The sequence below is a fragment of the Pantoea sp. BJFS-204 genome, assembly GCF_049310725.1.
Lineage (GTDB): Bacteria > Pseudomonadota > Gammaproteobacteria > Enterobacterales > Enterobacteriaceae > Pantoea > Pantoea agglomerans.
On sequence record NZ_JBMOWE010000003.1, the window covers coordinates 244867 to 261658 of the forward strand.

Consider the following 16792-nt stretch of genomic DNA (forward strand, 5'->3'; position numbering starts at 1 on the left):
ATCAGCCGCCAAACAGTTCAGTAAAGGTTTCGCGGACCTGAGCATCCTCGGCCACCGCTTTTGCCACATCCGGCGTCAGCAGCGTGATTTGCTCAATCGGCGCAAAGCCACTGGGTGCCGCCACGCGGGCATCGACCGGCCGGTTGCCCTGCTTCGCCACCAGCTGCTGTCCTGCTTCCGACAGCATGAAATCAACAAAGGCTTTGGCGGCCGGCAGATTATGCGCCGACTTCATGATCGCCACCGGCTCGGTCACATAGGAGACGCCCTCCTGCGGATAGACCAGATCGATGGGCGATCCCTGCTTTTTGGCGCGGATAATATCGGCATCCGTGATCACGCCATACTTATCCATGCCGCTGGCAACCGCTTTCAGCGCCGGTCCATTGCCGCCCTGTGGCGCAATGCCGATAGCGGCCAGTTGCTGATAGAACGCCCAGCCAATCGACGGGGTATGGATATCGGTATGCAGCTTATAGAGCGCCGCACCGGAATAGAGGGGACTGGGGACCGCAATCTGGCCTCTGTTTTCTTCTACTGCCAGCGCTTTCCAGCTGCTGACCGGCTTCGCACGCTTGGTGTTATAGGCGATCACCGTGGCGATAATTTTGGTGCCGAAAAAGGTTTTATCCGCATCATAATAGGCAGGCTTCAGGTGGCTGACCGGGGCGGCCGGATATGAATAGAGCTGCCCCTCTTTCTTGAGCGCGCCCAGATTGATCGCGTCGGCCACCAGCAGCACATCGGGTTTGACCTGGCCGCTCATCATTTCAGTACGCAGCACGTTCATCAGTTGAGTGGTGCCGTTGCGGGTCCACTCCACCTCCACCGCCGGATACGCGGCCTTAAACGCATCGATGGTCTGTTGCGCAATTTCAGGTGCCTGCGACGTGTAAACCACCAGCTTGCCGCCGGGCGCGTCGGCCGCCTGCAACAGGGTTGAGGCCGCCAGGCTCGATAGCAACAACAGCGCGTGAAGCGGAGTACGAAAAGCCGTTTTCATGGTTTCTGAAACCCTTTATGCAGGAAGAATCCAGCCGTCATCGACGGCGACGCCGACGGTGTCATCCACCGCCAGTAATGCAGCATCATTAAGCGTCAGCGACAGGCTGACATCCGGTTGATTAAGCGGTCGAAGGTTGATCTGATGGTAGCCACCGCGAAAGATGATGCGCTCAACGCGGGCGGCAAACTGCCGCTCTCCCTCAGCGGCGAGGTGAAAACTGACGCTGTGGAAGCTGGCTTTGCCGTGTGGCAGCGGGCGCTGGTGAGGCGAGCAGCGCAGCAAAACCCGCAGCCCGCAGAGCGTGGCGGTAGCCTGACCCGGATCGAGCGGCTCAATGTCGCTGACCGGCAGCACCCGCCCCTCATCAATAAAGGTCGCCACCATCTCATTAGCCGGTTCGCGCCACAGGGTCTGCGGGCTGGCGAACTGCATCACTCTGCCGTGTTCGAGCACTACGATGCGGTCGGCCAGTGCCATCGCTTCGCGTTGATCGTGGGTGATATAGAGTAAGGTGGCGCCGCTGTGGCGATGGAAGCGGCGGAACTCCTCTTCCATGGTGGCGCGCAGATGGACATCAAGGTTAGCCAGCGGCTCATCCAGCAGCACCAGCGTCGGCCGTGCCACCAGGCAGCGAGCCAGCGCCACGCGCTGGCGCTGACCACCGGAGAGATCGGCGGGTCGGCGGTCGGCGAAGCGATCCAGCCCGACCAGCGTCAGGGCCTGGGTGGTGCGCAGTTCGCGTTCTGCGCACGCCACACCGTTCACCTTCAGGCTGTAGCCGACGTTCTCCGCGACCGTCATATGCGGCCACAAAGCGTAGTTCTGGAACACCACGCCGAGCTCGCGGGCTTCCGGCGGCAGGTGCAGCCCGTCTGCGGCAACCTGGCGTTCACCGATGCGGATTTCACCGCTGTCGAGCGTTTCAAAGCCGGCCAGCAGGCGCAGCAGGGTGGTTTTGCCGCAGCCAGAAGGCCCAAGAACGGCGACAAACTCGCCCTGATTAATCTGTAACGAAATCGCGTCCAGTACCGGCTGGGCGCCGAACGCTTTACTCAGTCCGGTTAACGATATTGCCGCCATCTTACTCTGCCTTTGCCGTTAACATGCTGGGCAAAACGCTACGACAGTTTGATGACAGCCCGGTGACAGCCAGGCTTACGGGACGCGAAAGCCGGGCTGGCGAAGCGGCATCGGGGCGTGCTCGCCCCGTGGCTTACTGCTGGGCGGTGAGCGCCGCAATCGGCTGCCAGATCTCGGTTAATGCGCCCTCTTTGCCGGTAAAGGGATCCTGCGTCGGCAACGGCACTTTTTTTACCTGCTCCTGGGCCATTTTTAGCTTCGCGGGCTCATCGCGCAGCGTCTCCGGCGACATCCCGTGCGGATAGGCGCCTATCACCATAAAATCTTCGCTGGCGCTGACCTGCCGATGGCCGACACCCGCCGGAATCAGGACCGCATCGCCTGCGCGCAGGGTCACCATCCGGCCACTGTCGCCGCCAAACAGCACTTCCGCCCAGCCTTCAGCGACGCCCAGCAGTTCATGGGTATTAGGATGATAATGGGTATATGGGAAGATCGGATAGCGCCAGGCGGGTGGCCAGCCGTTCTCCTCGAAAGTTTTTTCAAACCACGTGGCGATCTCCTCCTCTTCCGGCACCACGCGCGGCCAGATAATCAGAGGTAACGGGTTATTGGGTACACCGCCCGACGGGCTGGCAAGCATCAGATGCTGAGGATTGTCAGAAGCCCCGGCCGAGAAGGTGCCAGCGGCAAAGGACATCATTAATAGCAGACTGGAGGATGAGGCACGCATACAGGTTCTCCGATGTTTTTCTAAGTGTGGCAAACCCGCGGCACAATGCAATGTGCGCCAGACGACACAATTGAGATAATTGACTGATATTGCTGACTAAAGCCAAATGTGTCGTTAACTATAGGGTCGGAGTGTGCCTGCGCGACGGCGGGTAGCGGTTCTTACTGCGGCAAAGTGTTGCAAAATGTCAGGCGGAAAGTCACACAGGCGCAGCAGCCCGACGCCCCGGGCACTGTCGTATAAACTGTTATATAAAAAAAGCACAGATCTGTTTCTGATATGCTTGACTGTTATCTGTTGTAATAGCTAACAGATGACAGTGAGGTAACAAATGGACGCTATTAAACAAATCCTGATTGACGAGATCGCCCTGCTTAACCGCGAAGAACGTCGCGACAATTTGCCGCGTTTCAGCCTCTCGTTTCTGAAGAACCACCCTGGTCTCTGGGCAGTAATGTATCTCTGCTACGGCCTGTGCGTGGCGCTGATTTTCACCACAGAGATGCTCGGCTGGCCCGCCTTCTGGTTTGCCACCGTGTTTGTGCTGGTGATGAGTGTGCTGATGCTGCTGGATATCAACCCGAAATATCGCTTTGAAGATATCGATGCCCTCGATCTGCGCGTTTGCTACAACGGCGAGTGGTATTACATTCAGCCGGTGCGCGAACAGGCAATCTCACGCATTCTGTCGCTGCCTGAGACACCAGAACGCGTGAAGAGCGGTATCCAGCGTCTGCTGACGCAAAAAGGGGAAGTGGACTTCTATGATGTCTACTACCTGACCTGGGGCCATCAGGAAGCGGCGCGGGTTTAATCCGCCTGCCCTTCCGCCATCAGCTGACCCAGCTTCACGATTGCCGCCTCGGCCCGACTATCCCACGGCCAGGCGGTATTTAACCTGAAGCAGTGCCTGAACTGCTCACCTGCCGAAAATAGCTGCCCCGGTGCAATACTGATCCCCTGAGCCAGCGCCCGCTGATAGAGCCGGGTCGTATTGATGCTTTCCGGCAGCGTCACCCAGAGAAAATAGCCGCCACGCGCTTCGCTGACCGTGGCCTGCGGCGGCAGCACCTTCATTAACGCCTGGCGCACCATCTGCTGTCGCTTCGCCAGAATCTGCCGCAGCCGCTTCAGATGGGTGTCGTAACGCCGCGTGGCAAGAAAATCGGCCAGCGCCAGCTGCATCGGCGCACTGGTAGAGAGCGTGCTCATCAGTTGCAGCCGCTGAATACGCTGCGCATGCTGTCCCGCCGCGACCCAGCCGACGCGGAATCCTGCCACCAGCGACTTTGAAAATGAGCCGCAGTGCAGCACGTTCCCCTGGCGATCCCAGGCTTTCGCCGGCAGCGGCGGCGCATCACCCGCCCAGAGTTCGGCATAGACATCATCTTCAATCATCGGTACCTGATAACGCGCCAGCAGTGCGACCAGCTGCTGTTTGCGTTCCGGCGTTAAGGTTACGCTCAGCGGATTCTGCAGGGTGGTCATCAGCCAGCAGGCTTTCACCGGCCAGCGCTGCAGTGCTTCCTCCAGCTGGACGAGGTCGATGCCATTTCTGGCATCGACCGGAATCGCCAGCGCCTTGAGCTTAAGCCGCTCTATCGCCTGCAGCGCGCCATAAAAACTCGGCTGTTCAATCACCACATAATCGCCCGGCTCGGTCAGAGATTGCAGACTGAGGTTCAGCGCCTCCAGCGCTCCGCTGGTGATGACAATTTCATCCGGCGACAGGGTGATGCCCTGACGCGCATAGCGCTGCGCCAGCAGCTGTCGCAGTGTAGCGTTGCCGGGCGGCAGATTGTGCAGCGCATCGGTTGGGGTCAGATGATGAGAGACGTTAGCCAGCGAGCGCATCAGCTGGCGCTGCGGAAAGAGTGCGGGATCGGGAAAGGCGGAGCCAAACGGCACGATGGCCGGATCGCGCGTGGCCTGCAGCACATCAAACACAAAGTCGTTGATATCGACCTGTTCACTGATCGCCACGCTCAGCGGCGCGGGTGCTAAGGCACGCGGTGCAACGTAGTAACCCGACTGTGGACGGGAGACGATCCAGCCCTGACTCTCCAGCAACTCATAGGCATGCAGCACCGTCATCAGGCTGACGCCCTGCTGCGCGACCTGCTGACGCAATGACGGCAGACGGGTGCCCGGCAGCCAGATGCCGGCCTCAATCTGCTGCTGAATCTCATCCATCAATCGCTGGTATTTCGCCACGGGTGACCTCTCCTTGTTTGACCGTGAATAGTCTGACCGCGAGACTTTACCACGCACGGCGACCAATGACAGGCGGCGCGAATCGCTTTATCCGATTGCGCTGATTCTTCACGGCTTCAGGCAGGTCAGATCACAGCGACCTGCGGCGTCAGCGGCTGCCCGGCTTCGGCTTCGGCTTCGGCATTAAGACTCACTTCCGCAATCGCCTCTTCAATTTCTGCCACCACATAATCAGCCAGCTCCGGCACCCGCTCCGGGGGAACCGGCTTGCCCAGCAGATAGCCCTGCAGCGTATTACAGCCCAGGCTGGTCAGGAAGGCCTGCTGCTCAGCGGTTTCAACGCCTTCGGCCACCACTTTCAATTGCAGCGACTGCGCCAGCGCCACTATCGCCGACACGATGGTGGCATCTTCTGTGTGATGCTGCAGCTCATTCACAAAGGCCCGGTCAATCTTGAGTTCACTGGCCGGTAGCCGTTTCAGATAGAGCAGGCTGGAGTAGCCAGTGCCAAAGTCATCAATTGAAGCTTTAACCCCGAGCTGGGTCAGCTCAGTCAGAATACGCACGCTCTCATCGGGATCGCGCATCGCGGTGGTTTCCGTCACCTCCAGCGTCAGCAGTTCGGCCGGAATCTGATGTTTTTCCAGCGCATCCACCACCGTCTTCACCAGATTCGATTGCTCAAACTGCAACGCCGACAGGTTCACCGCCACCGACCAGTGCGGATGGCCCTGCAGATGCCACTGGCGCAGCTGGCGACAGGCTTCATGGATTACCCAGTTGCCGATATTGACAATCATTCCGGTCTTTTCTGCCATTGGCAGAAATTTATCGGGCGACAGCAGGCCGCGCTGCGGATGCTGCCAGCGCAGCAGCGCCTCAAAACCGAGAATCGGACCGCTCGGCGCGCAATATTTTGGCTGATAGAACAGGCGCAGTTCATCATGATCCAGCGCCTGCCAGAGATCGTTATTCAGCTGAAGCTGGCTCTGGGCCTGAATGTTCATTGAAGGCTGAAAGAAGGTGTAGCCGTTGCGGCCATTATTTTTGGTGTGGTACATCGCCGCATCGGCGTTGAACATCAGTTCGCGCTCATCCACGCCATCGCCGGGATAGACCGCGATGCCAAGACTCAGCGATACCACCAGCTCATAGCGTGAGATATCAAACGGGCGATCCACCGCTTTGACCAGCTTATCGGCGATGGCCGCCGCATCATTGGGATCGTCGATCTCCACCAGCAGCACAAACTCATCACCGCCGAGCCGCGCCAGCGTGAAGTAGCCGGTCATCTGCTCGCTCATGCGCTCGGTCACGCCGACCAGCAGACTGTCGCCAATGTGGTGCCCGAACGCGTCGTTGACCGCCTTAAACCCATCGAGATCCATAAACATCAGGGCAAACTGCCTCTGCTCACGGTTCGCTTTGTTAATCGCCTGCTCCAGCCGATCCTCCAGCAGGATGCGGTTGGGCAGCCGCGTCAGGTTGTCGTGCAGCGCCAGCTGTGCCAGCTCGCGATTAGCTTCAGCCAGCGAACTGGCGAGAATCGAGGTACGCGCCTGCATCCGCGCATCCAGCATCGACACCAGCAAGGTAATGCCCAGAATTGAAATAGTGACCACCGTGACCAGAATCGCCAGCCAGTTGCTGTTGACGCCCTGCCCGACCGGATGACTGTGGACGGGAAACTCTGCCGCCATCATGCCGGTGTAGTGCATGCCGGCAATCGCACAGCCCATCACCACCGATGCGCCAATGCGCAGCAGGGTGACCCGACTGGTCTGTCCTTCCCGCAGGTTAAACGCCAGCCACAGCGCGGTGCCAGAGGCGGCCAGGGCGATCGCCACCGACAGCGCTACCCAGCCCCATTTCCAGACGATACCGGGGGAGAACATCAGCGCCGCCATGCCGGTGTAGTGCATCGCGACTACGCCGCTGCCGAGGATCAGCGCGCCGCCCGCCAGGCGCGGCAAAGGCAGATCGCCATTGCAGACCAGCCACAGCGCAAATATCGACGCACAAACCGCGATGGCCGCAGAAAAGGCGGTGAGCCCGGCGTTGTAGCTCATGACCATCTCCATGTTCATCGACAGCATGCCGATAAAGTGCATCGCCCAGATGCCGATGCCCATGGAAAAACCGCCGCCGAACAGCCAGACCAGCGCAACTTTGCCGGTTGAATGCACCACCCGTCCCGCCATATCTAAGGCGGTGAACGAAGCCAGCATCGCGACAAGAACGGAGACGATGACGATAAAAGAGTCGTATGAGGTCGCTAACATAGTGCATTCCCGCGAAAGCAGAGCTTGTGGTTGGGCAGAGGGTTTTAAAATTATTCTCTTAGTTATCGGCACAGCCCGGCGGTTAATGAGCCGCGAACCCTGCATCCTTCCACTCATTCTGAGTGATGAAATCTATCGTTGCTGTCAGCGCTATCAGCCGGACAGTGACGCCACCGGCTGTCGCAGTGAGGGAAAACTCAGCGCCTCAACCCGATCCGCTGGCGTTGGCTTGCCCAGCAGATAGCCCTGCAACGCATCAAAGCCTAAGCTGGTGAGCAAATGCTGCTGCTCTTCAGTCTCCACCCCTTCCGCCACCATGCGCAGATTGAGGCTCTGCGCCAGGGTCAGCATGGCGCTGACTACGGTCGCATCTTCACTGCCGGGCCGCAGGCAGTTGATAAAGCTGCGATCAATTTTGAGTTCACTGGCATCCAGATCTTTGAGATGCAGCAGGTTGGCATAGCCGATGCCGAAGTTATCAATCGCGACGCTGACACCCGCCTGCTGCAATTCACGAATGCGCTGCTGGCTGAAAGCGGGATCGCGCATGGCAATCGCTTCAGTGATCTCCAGCATCAGCGCGCTGCCTGGCAACTGGTTACGCGCCAGGGTCTGCGTCAGGATAGTCAGCAAATCACGCTGGTGAAACTGCAACGCGGAGAGATTCACCGATACTGTCCAGTCACTGTGGCCCTGGCTGTGCCATATCCTGAGCTGACGGCAGGCCTCCCCGATCACCCAGTTACCCAGCGCAATAATCTGACCGGTTTTTTCGGCGCGCGGCAGAAACAGCTCAGGCGTCAGTAAACCGCGCTGCGGATGCTGCCAGCGCAACAACGCTTCGAATCCCATTAACCTGGTGCCGCCGGAACAGAATTTCGGCTGATAGAACAGCCGCATCTGCTCGCGCTCTATCGCCTCCCACAGATCGTTCGCCAGCTCCAGCTGATGTTGCGTCGCGGCGCTCATGGCCGGTTCAAACAGGCACCAGCCGTTTCGTCCGCTGTGTTTGGTGTGGTACATCGCCGCATCAGCATTAAACAATAGCTCCTGCCGGTTGCGACCGTGCAGCGGAAAGATCGCAATGCCCGCGCTGAGTGAAACGTGCAGCACATAGCGGTCAAGTTCAAACGGCGAACTGATGACTTTAACCAGTTTTTGCGCCAGCTGGCGGGCTGCGCTGATATCGCACTCAGCCATCAGCACAAATTCATCGCCCCCCAGACGCACCAGCAGCATCGTGTTGCTGAGCTGGCTGCACAGCCGTTCCGCCACCGCCACCAGCAACCGGTCACCGACGTGATGTCCCCATGTGTCATTGACCGCTTTGAAGCCATCGAGATCCATATAGATCACGGCAAAGCGATGCTCATTAAGCATCGCCTGTTTAATGGCGAGATCGAGCTGCTGCTCCAGCATTACACGATTGGGCAGCGTGGTCAGGTTGTCATGCATCGCCAGCTGACGCAATTCCTGGTTAGCGCGATTGAGGCGGGTCGCCAGACGCGCGGCACGCAGCTGCGCATCCAGCATCGAACTCAGCAGAGTGACACCCAGAATAGTCAGGGTAATCAGCGTCACCCACACCGCCAGGCCCGCATTACTGACGCCGTGCGGCTGCATCATACTGCTGTGGCTGAACTCTGCTGCCGCCATACCCACATAGTGCATACCGGCGATGGCGATGCCCATGACCAGAGAGGCCAGCCCGCGCATCAGCATCAGATGATGATCGCCCTGGCGCAGATGAAAGGCCAGCCACAGCGCCAGGCCAGAGGCCGCAAACGCAATCAGCACAGAGAGCGCCACCAGCAGCGCATTCCACTCCGGTTGCGGTTCAATCAGCAGGGCATACATACCAAGATAGTGCATGACCACCACACCCGCGCCCAGGATCAGCGTGCCGCGCAGCAGCCGCTGGCGGGTGAGATGCAGGCCACCCACCGTCTGGCCAAAAGCCAGCACAGACGCCAGGATCGCCACCAGCAGCGAGAGGATCGTCAGTCGCGTGTCATAGCGCATCATCATCGGCATCATCATCGCCAGCATCCCGATAAAGTGCATTGCCCAGACGCCAATCCCCATTACGATGCCGCCCACCAACAGCCATAACCGGGCGCTCCAGCCACGGGATACCGCCACTCGTCCGGCGGTATCCAGGGCTGTAAAAGAGGCAATGAACACCACGATCAGCGAAACGCAGATCAGGACGCTATCCCAGGTGACAGGCAACATGTGCAACTCCTCACCACCCGCGGAGAAACGGGTGCTGTGTACAGTCTGATAAGTGATCTGAAAACACCCGATGGGTGAAAGTGATTAAATTTCGGTATTTTCTGGTCCTGAAGGTCAGGCAAAACGCGCCCGCCGACGCTGGCAATTTATAACCTGCATCTTATTAACCGCCCCCAGAGCAAGCCGGTAAACCGTTATTATGTCTGATTGGTACAGGAACATATCACCGAAGCAGAAAGCATGCCAGATACCGAAAAAACAAAGAATTTTGTTTTATCGCCTCGTCTTCGCGCCTTGCTGTTACTGGGTTATCGGCCGGGGTGACGTTTTGATTAATCAAAAATAAATAGCAAGGCTTCGCGTAACGCTTTAACTGATCTATAGTAAGTAAAACTGATATAAATCAGCATTCTTAAGTCTAAGATTTTTCTTAAGATAGCGGCACTGCCTCCCTTGTTATTTTATTTCCTTTATTTTGGGTTGAATCGTTAATAAACACCGGGTGAAAAAGCACTGACTCTGGATAATCCGTAAGGAAATATTATGAAACTCAAGCTTTTTCTGTTTGCCGCTGCAGGATTAACTGTCGCTATTCCGTCATTAACCCAGGCGGCGACGACCTCGGGAACCATCAATGCCACGTTAACCCTGACCACCGGTTGTCTGGTGAACGGCCAGTCGGCTACGGCGGGCGTTAACTTCGGTACCCTGAACTTTGGTAGCAGCGCAGCCACTTTCGATACCCTGAACGCCACACTGGTCGGTGCGGCTGGTAACGGTATTTTTGTGCGCTGCACCACTGGTCAGGATTACAACGTGGTGGTCACCAGCAGCAATACTGCACCGGCGACCATCTACGGCACCGCCTCTGCATCGCCGCGTTATCTGGTGCTGGGATCGGATAATGCGCAGGGCATCGCCTATACCCTCTACAGTGATGCCTCCTTTACCACGGCGATCGCCAACAATACGCCTATCGCCGCCAGCGGTACCACCGATCCGACGCTGGGGACCAACTACGCCATCTATGGCCGGGTGGTCGGCGGCGGCTTCAATCCCCTGATCCCTGCCGGAACCTATACCGACACGATTAACGTTGCCGTGAACTATTAACTGCTGTCGCAGGTAAATACGGTTGGTTCTCTGGCGATCCTGCCTGACGATCGCATGCGGTCTGCCCCTGCTGACAGGGAGTATCAGCGCCTGGAGTCTGCCAACCAGCACCTTCCAGGTTACCGCGTCGATTGTGGCAGGCTGCGTGATATCCGGTACCAATACCGGCGTCTTTGGCACGCTTAATTTCGGCACGCAGTCTGGCGTGGCGGCGAATACCGTCAACGCCAGCTATCTGCAGAGCACCTCGATTAATCTCGCCTGTACGCCAGGCACAACGCTGAGCATGAGCATTAATCAGGGCAACAATTTCACCACGACCCGTAACCTGAAGCTGCCCAATTTCAGCAACACCGTTCCCTACACGCTCTTTAGCAACGCCAGCCGCACCACGGTGATCCCGGTGAACCAGGCGGTGCCGCTGAGTTATAGCAATGCCAATAACATTACGCTGCCGATCTACGGTCAGCTACAACTGCCCGGCACTGCGCGCGCCGGCGTTTATACCGACACGCTGACCGTCACCCTGAGCTGGTGAGGTGATAGAAAACAAGGATATGATCATGAAGCCACTGCGCGCCCTGTTGCTGCTGCTAAGTTCCACCCTCCTCTCCCCGGCCTTCGCCGCGAATTCGGTCATGATCTGGCCCATCGATCCCGCCATTAATCCTGAAGAGAAAGCCAGCGAACTCTGGCTGGAGAATCGCGGTAACAGCACCACCATGATGCAGATCCGCGTCTTCAGCTGGCAGCAGAACAATGGCCAGGAGCAGTATCAGACTCAGCAGCAGGTGGTCGCCAGCCCGCCGATGGTGCGGATGGAGCCAGGCCAGAAACAGCTGGTCAGGCTGATTAAACAGACGCCGCCTGCGGCCGGTAAAGAGCTGGCCTATCGGGTGGTGCTGGATGAGATCCCGACCCCGCGTAATCCCGGCGAGAATCAGGCCGGGCTGACCTTCCAGATGCGCTATTCGGTGCCGCTGTTTGTTTACGGTACCGGGCTGAACACAGACAGCGCTCGCCCGGCTCTGCGCTGGCAACAGGTCAGCGAGGGCGGCAGGCGCTGGCTCCAGTTAACCAACAGCGGCAGCGGTCACGCCCGGCTGAGCAATGTGGCGATTGGTGGTCGCAAACTGGGCGAAGGCTTATACGGCTATGTGCTGGCTGACAGCTATCACCACTGGCCGCTCACCTCGCCGGTGAGCGGCGAACTCACCGCAGAGGTTAACAAGAGCCAGTGGCGCAGCGCTGCCCAGAAGTAAGCGCTGAATGAGACCGTTTTCCCTGCATCCCTGCGCGCTGGCCGTGGCCAGCGTCATTTACGCTGTTACGCCGGATCCTGTGCTGGCGGAGACTTACTCATCCCTGCCCCCGCCACCCAGCCTGCAGACCAGCAGCAACGGTCAGCAATATATGCTGGAGCTGGTGATTAACCAGCAGGAGAACGGCAATATTGTGCCGGCAGAGCAGCGCGACGGTCATTTCTGGATTCGCAGTGGCGATTTGCAGCGTGCCGGCCTGCCAGCGGATAAGCTGGGCCAGCAGCCGCAGGTCGATGTCAGCAGCCTGCAACCCATCAAAGTGGAGTATGACGCTGCGCGACAGCGTCTGCTGCTGACCGTACCGCCTGAGTGGCTGCCCGGTCAGGTGATTGGCGAGGCGAAGAACGGACCGCGCTATCCGGGCCGTACCAGCAGCGGCGCGCTGATTAATTATGATCTTTACGCCAGCCGCACGGATAACAGTGGCTCCCGCCTGTCCGCCTGGAACGAACTGCGGCTGTTTGGTGATGCCGGTCATTTCTCCACTAACGGCGTCTGGCAACAGCAGCTGGAAGGCAGTACGACTTATCAGGATGATGGCTATATCCGCTACGACACCTGGTGGAGCAATGAAGATGAGAATGCGGCGGTAAGCTGGCGGGTCGGCGATCTGGTCACCGACTCGCTGGCCTGGAGCAGCAGCGTGCGGCTCGGTGGCATCCGCGTCGGTCGCGACTTCAGCGTCCGTCCCGATCTGGTGACCTATCCGCTGCCCGCTTTTTCCGGTCAGGCCGCCGTCCCTTCCACCGTCGATCTGTTTATTAATGGCTATCGCTCCAGCCAGGCGAACGTGCAGCCTGGCCCCTGGTCGATGACCAATGTGCCATTCGTTAACGGCGCGGGTGATGCCGTGATCACTACCACCGATGCGGTTGGCCGCCGCGTCACCACCACCATGCCGTTTTACGTCTCCAGTAACCTGCTGAAATCGGGGCTGTCGGACTACGCCTTCTCTGCCGGGGCAATCCGCGAAAACTATGGCATAAAGAACTTCGATTATGGTGAGGCAGCGGCCAGCGGCTCTTATCGTTACGGTATGACCGACTGGCTGACGCTGGAGAGCCACGCCGAAGGCAGCGAAACGCTGGCGATGGGCGGGCTGGGTGGTCAGCTGCGCGTCGGCAGCTGGGGCGTGGTCAACGGCGCGGTGGCGCAAAGTCAGCTCGATGGCGAGAGCGGCAGGCAATATAGCTGGGGATATCAGTACAACAACCGCTGGTTCAACATCGGCACTCAACAGACCCAGCGCAGCAGCGACTTCGGCAATCTGGCGCTGGTCGGCAGCCGTGCCGGTAGCCAGGCGGATAGCCGCTACGCACTCTCACGCCGCAGTGCTCAGTACAGCGCCAGCGTCTCGCTGAACCGCTTTGGCAGCGTCGGTGCCGCTTTCATCGACATCACCGACGGTCAGGGCGATCGCACCCGGCTGTGGAACCTCTCATGGAGTAAAAATCTGTGGGGTAACAGCAGTCTGTATGTCTCGGCCAGCCGCGATCAGCAGGAGAAAAGCTGGACCGGTGCAATCTCGCTGGTGATCCCGTTTGGTGAACAGGGCAGCGTAGCCCTCAGCAACGAACGCGACCAGCGTGGCCGCGACAGTCAGCGCGTTTATGCCTCACGCGCCATGCCCAGCGACGGCGGGTTCGCCTGGGATGCCTCCTGGGCGAATCAGAGCGGAGACAGCGGCGATTATCGTCAGGGCAGTCTGCGCTATCGCAACAACCAGATTGATACCTCAGCGGGCTTCTATGGCGATGATGACAACCTCACCCAGTGGGCCGATCTCTCGGGTGCGCTGGTGTTAATGGACAACAGCGTCTTTGCCGCTAACGAGATCAACGACGCCTTTGTGCTGGTGAAGACCAACTATCCCGACGTTAACGTGCGCTACGAGAATCAGTCGATGGGACGCACCAATCAACAGGGTTATCTGCTGGTGCCTGCCATCAGCAGCTACTACCCGGCCAAATATGATATCGACACCCTCGACCTGCCGGCAGATATGACCACGCCACGGGTTGAGCAGCGCTTTGCGGTGAAACGCCAGAGCGGCTATCTGCTCAACTTCCCGGTGGAGAAACTGCGCTCAGCCAGCGTAATCCTGGTCGATGCGCAGGGCCAGCCGCTGCCGGTATCAAGCCTGGTGCAGCGTCCCGATCATCCCACCGAGTATGTCGGCTGGGATGGCATCGTCTGGATGGAAGATCTCACCGCCAGTAACCCGATGCAGGTGGTGACGCCCGATGGCCGCCAGTGCGAAGCCGAACTGCGCATCGCCAGCGGTCAGCCGCAGGCGCTGAAAACTTACGGCCCCCTGACCTGTGCGCTGCCCGCTCCTGCCGCAGGCAGCGCCCCCTCTCCCGCTGAATCTTTTACGTCCGGAAACCGACCATGATGAAATCTGTGATACTGGCTGGCCTGCTGCTGTTACTGCCGTCGCTGGGCTACGCCGCCTGCGCCCTGCCCGCATCGACCGCCAGTTTCGGTTCAGTCACAACCTTTGTGGCTAACACCACCGTCAGTTCCACCACCACCAATGCCAACGTCAACTGTGGCGCGGGTGCCGGGCTGTCGCTGCTGGGCAATAACCAGATCACCTTTCAGCTGACGGGCGCGACCAATAGCAACGGCACGCGCGGTACGCTGAAACGCAGCGGTGATACCGGCAGCGATAATGTGCCGGTGCGGCTCTGCACCGACACGGCCTGCGCTACCGAACTGACGATTGGCGGCACGCCATTTGTCTATGGTTCGCAGACCCTGATCAACCTGGCGGGGTTGCTGGGCAGCCTTAACTTCGCCATCCCGGTCTATCTGCGCACCGTTCCTGGTCAGGTGGTCGCCGCCGGGACCTACCAGCTGACGCTGAATATGGCCGTGACTTATCGCATCTGCACCAGCGTTGCGATTGGCAATATCTGTTTAAGCGAGCAGAACGGCAGCGGTGTCATCCCGATTAATATCACCGCCATTCTTACCAATGACTGCACCACCATCACCGCGCCGAATATCAGCTTTGGCAGCGCGCCGCTGGTCGGCAGCTTCTCCGCCGTGTCACAGACCATCAATGTGTTGTGCAGCAAAGGCAGCACCTATACCGTCGGGCTGAGCAATGGCAGTTATCCGGTGGGCAGCGTCAGGAATATGGCGAGCGGCGCGAATCGGCTGAGCTATGAAATTTATAAAAGTACCACCAGCAATCGCTGGGGATCGGCAGGCACTGAACGCTGGAGCAGTACCACCTCGACGGCGGTATCCACGGATGGACTGACGCGCGGTTTTAACTACACCGCGCGCATCCTGACCACGCAGAACACGCCGCCAGCCGGAAACTACAGCGACAGCGTGGTGGTCGATTTGTCGTTTTAGAGTGAAGCACTGACCGGCGTGCCGCTGTGACGGGCCTGATACTGCTTCACCATCCGGCCAATCAGCAACGTGCCGATTAACCCACAGACTGCGGCAAAGGTCAGCCAGACGCCCGGCATCGCTTTGTCACCGGTGGCATGGATCAGGTAGCTGGAGATGGCAGGCGTAAAGCCGCCAAACAGCGCCGTCGCCAGGCTGTAAGCCATGGAGAAACCGGCGGCGCGCACCTCCGCAGGCATGATCTCCGCCAGATAGACCACCATCGCACCGTTATAGCTGGCATAGAGAAACGACAGCCACAGTTCCGCTTCCAGCAGGTGGGCGAAGCTGGCCGATCCCACCAGCCAGTGCAGCACCGGCCAGGTGGTGACAATCATCAGCAGGGTAAAAATGATCAGCAGCGGACGGCGACCGACGCGGTCCGACAACGCCCCCATCAGCGGCAGCCAGATGAGGTTTGAGACACCGACACAGAGCGTCACCAGGAACGCCTGCTTGTCACTCATCATCAACACCGTTTTACCAAAGGTCGGGGTAAAGGCGGTGATCATGTAGAACATCACCGTGGTGGTGACCACCATCAGCATCCCCGCCAGCACCAGCGCCCAGTTGCTGGCGACCGACCGCATGATTTCCGTCATGCTCGGATGATGTTTACGTTTGCTGAACGCCTCGGTCTCTTCCAGCATCCGGCGGATATAGAACAGGAACGGCACAATCAGACAGCCGATCACAAACGGGATACGCCAGCCCCACTCCGTCACCGCCTCTTTCGCCAGCAGATGATTCAGCATCAGACCCAGCAGAGCAGCAAAGATCACCGCAATCTGCTGGCTGCCCGACTGCCAGCTGACGAAAAAGCCTTTGCGTCCTTTGGGCGCGACTTCGGCCAGATAGACCGACACGCCACCCAGCTCCACGCCCGCCGAGAAGCCCTGCAACAGCCGTCCCAGCAGGATCAGAATCGGCGCTGCCACGCCCAGGGTGGCATAGCCCGGCACCAGCGCGATGGTCAGGGTGCCCATCGCCATTAAGCCCAGCGTCAGCAACAGCCCTTTACGACGACCATGATGGTCGATGTAGGCACCGAGGATGATCGCCCCCAGCGGGCGCATCAGGAAGCCTGCACCGAAAGTCATCAGGGTCAGCATCAGGGAGGCAAACGGGTCATCGCCGGGAAAGAAGGTTTTTGAAATGGCGGTGGCGTAGTAGCCAAACACCATAAAATCGTACATCTCCAGGAAGTTACCACTGGTGACGGTGAAGATGGTTCGGGCGGCACTTTTCGGCGGCTTTTGTAAAGAGGGGGTGTGACTCATAACGGCTTCCTGTTGTTTTTTTAGCCGTTTTAGCCTGCCTGATGCGGGATTAATGTGACCTGGCTCACCATTGCACTTTACAAACCCATGTACATAAGTAACAACTAATTAACAAGTCA

13 protein-coding genes are annotated in these 16792 nt (G+C 58.8%); 6 read left to right on the forward strand and 7 right to left on the reverse strand.

The genetic code is table 11. The features are described from left to right. Position 1 precedes the first annotated feature (1 nt). The 3 genes from ACO6VX_RS12260 to ACO6VX_RS12270 all read right to left on the reverse strand — a co-directional run bounded on the left by ACO6VX_RS12260 (position 2) and on the right by ACO6VX_RS12270 (position 2819). Positions 2 to 1003 carry an ABC transporter substrate-binding protein gene (locus ACO6VX_RS12260; protein ID WP_422458147.1) on the reverse strand — a complete coding sequence of 334 codons (1002 nt, stop codon included), beginning with the start codon at positions 1001 to 1003 and terminating at the stop codon, positions 2 to 4. Between the two features lie 15 nt (positions 1004 to 1018). After that, the gene (locus ACO6VX_RS12265; protein ID WP_422458148.1) at positions 1019 to 2086 is read right to left on the reverse strand and encodes an ABC transporter ATP-binding protein; all 1068 of its coding nucleotides are present in this window, start codon (positions 2084 to 2086) and stop codon (positions 1019 to 1021) included. 133 nt (positions 2087 to 2219) lie between these two features. Next, complete coding sequence (locus ACO6VX_RS12270) at positions 2220 to 2819, reverse strand: cupin domain-containing protein (RefSeq protein WP_010671108.1); 600 nt, start codon at positions 2817 to 2819, stop codon at positions 2220 to 2222. Between the two features lie 331 nt (positions 2820 to 3150). Between ACO6VX_RS12270 and ACO6VX_RS12275 the strand changes: the two genes are divergently transcribed. Beyond that, positions 3151 to 3633, forward strand: a complete 483-nt coding sequence (locus ACO6VX_RS12275; protein WP_010249002.1) for a YlaC family protein — start codon at positions 3151 to 3153, stop codon at positions 3631 to 3633. On the opposite strand, the gene ACO6VX_RS12280 is transcribed toward ACO6VX_RS12275, so the two are convergent. The 3 genes from ACO6VX_RS12280 to ACO6VX_RS12290 form a co-directional block, all read right to left on the reverse strand. Beyond that, a complete protein-coding gene (locus tag ACO6VX_RS12280; RefSeq protein ID WP_010249003.1) occupies positions 3630 to 5033 on the reverse strand; it encodes a PLP-dependent aminotransferase family protein in 1404 nt (467 codons plus the stop codon). The genes ACO6VX_RS12275 and ACO6VX_RS12280 overlap by 4 nt on opposite strands. 125 nt (positions 5034 to 5158) lie before the next feature. Beyond that, positions 5159 to 7315: a putative bifunctional diguanylate cyclase/phosphodiesterase gene (locus tag ACO6VX_RS12285; protein ID WP_010249004.1), complete on the reverse strand. Its 2157-nt coding sequence runs from the start codon at positions 7313 to 7315 to the stop codon at positions 5159 to 5161. Positions 7316 to 7468: 153 nt separating this feature from the next. After that, entirely contained in the window at positions 7469 to 9550 is a 2082-nt protein-coding gene (locus tag ACO6VX_RS12290; protein ID WP_364110016.1) for a putative bifunctional diguanylate cyclase/phosphodiesterase, read from the reverse strand. Positions 9551 to 10093: 543 nt separating this feature from the next. Here ACO6VX_RS12290 and ACO6VX_RS12295 point away from each other — a divergent pair. The 5 genes from ACO6VX_RS12295 to ACO6VX_RS12315 are packed head-to-tail and all read left to right on the forward strand — an operon-like array spanning position 10094 to position 15354. Next, entirely contained in the window at positions 10094 to 10663 is a 570-nt protein-coding gene (locus ACO6VX_RS12295; RefSeq protein WP_010249006.1) for a spore coat protein U domain-containing protein, read from the forward strand. A 22-nt stretch (positions 10664 to 10685) separates the two neighbouring features. Beyond that, complete coding sequence (locus tag ACO6VX_RS12300; RefSeq protein WP_010249007.1) at positions 10686 to 11201, forward strand: Csu type fimbrial protein; 516 nt, start codon at positions 10686 to 10688, stop codon at positions 11199 to 11201. Between the two features lie 25 nt (positions 11202 to 11226). Beyond that, a complete protein-coding gene (locus ACO6VX_RS12305; protein WP_364110021.1) occupies positions 11227 to 11925 on the forward strand; it encodes a fimbrial biogenesis chaperone in 699 nt (232 codons plus the stop codon). Positions 11926 to 11932: 7 nt separating this feature from the next. Further along, a complete protein-coding gene (locus ACO6VX_RS12310) occupies positions 11933 to 14380 on the forward strand; it encodes a fimbria/pilus outer membrane usher protein (RefSeq protein WP_346553759.1) in 2448 nt (815 codons plus the stop codon). Beyond that, on the forward strand, positions 14377 to 15354 hold the full coding sequence (locus tag ACO6VX_RS12315; protein ID WP_010249011.1) for a Csu type fimbrial protein: 978 nt from the start codon (positions 14377 to 14379) through the stop codon (positions 15352 to 15354). The genes ACO6VX_RS12310 and ACO6VX_RS12315 overlap by 4 nt, the downstream gene beginning before the upstream one ends. On the opposite strand, the gene ACO6VX_RS12320 is transcribed toward ACO6VX_RS12315, so the two are convergent. After that, complete coding sequence (locus ACO6VX_RS12320) at positions 15351 to 16673, reverse strand: MFS transporter (protein WP_061703105.1); 1323 nt, start codon at positions 16671 to 16673, stop codon at positions 15351 to 15353. The genes ACO6VX_RS12315 and ACO6VX_RS12320 overlap by 4 nt on opposite strands. Positions 16674 to 16792: the final 119 nt, after the last annotated feature.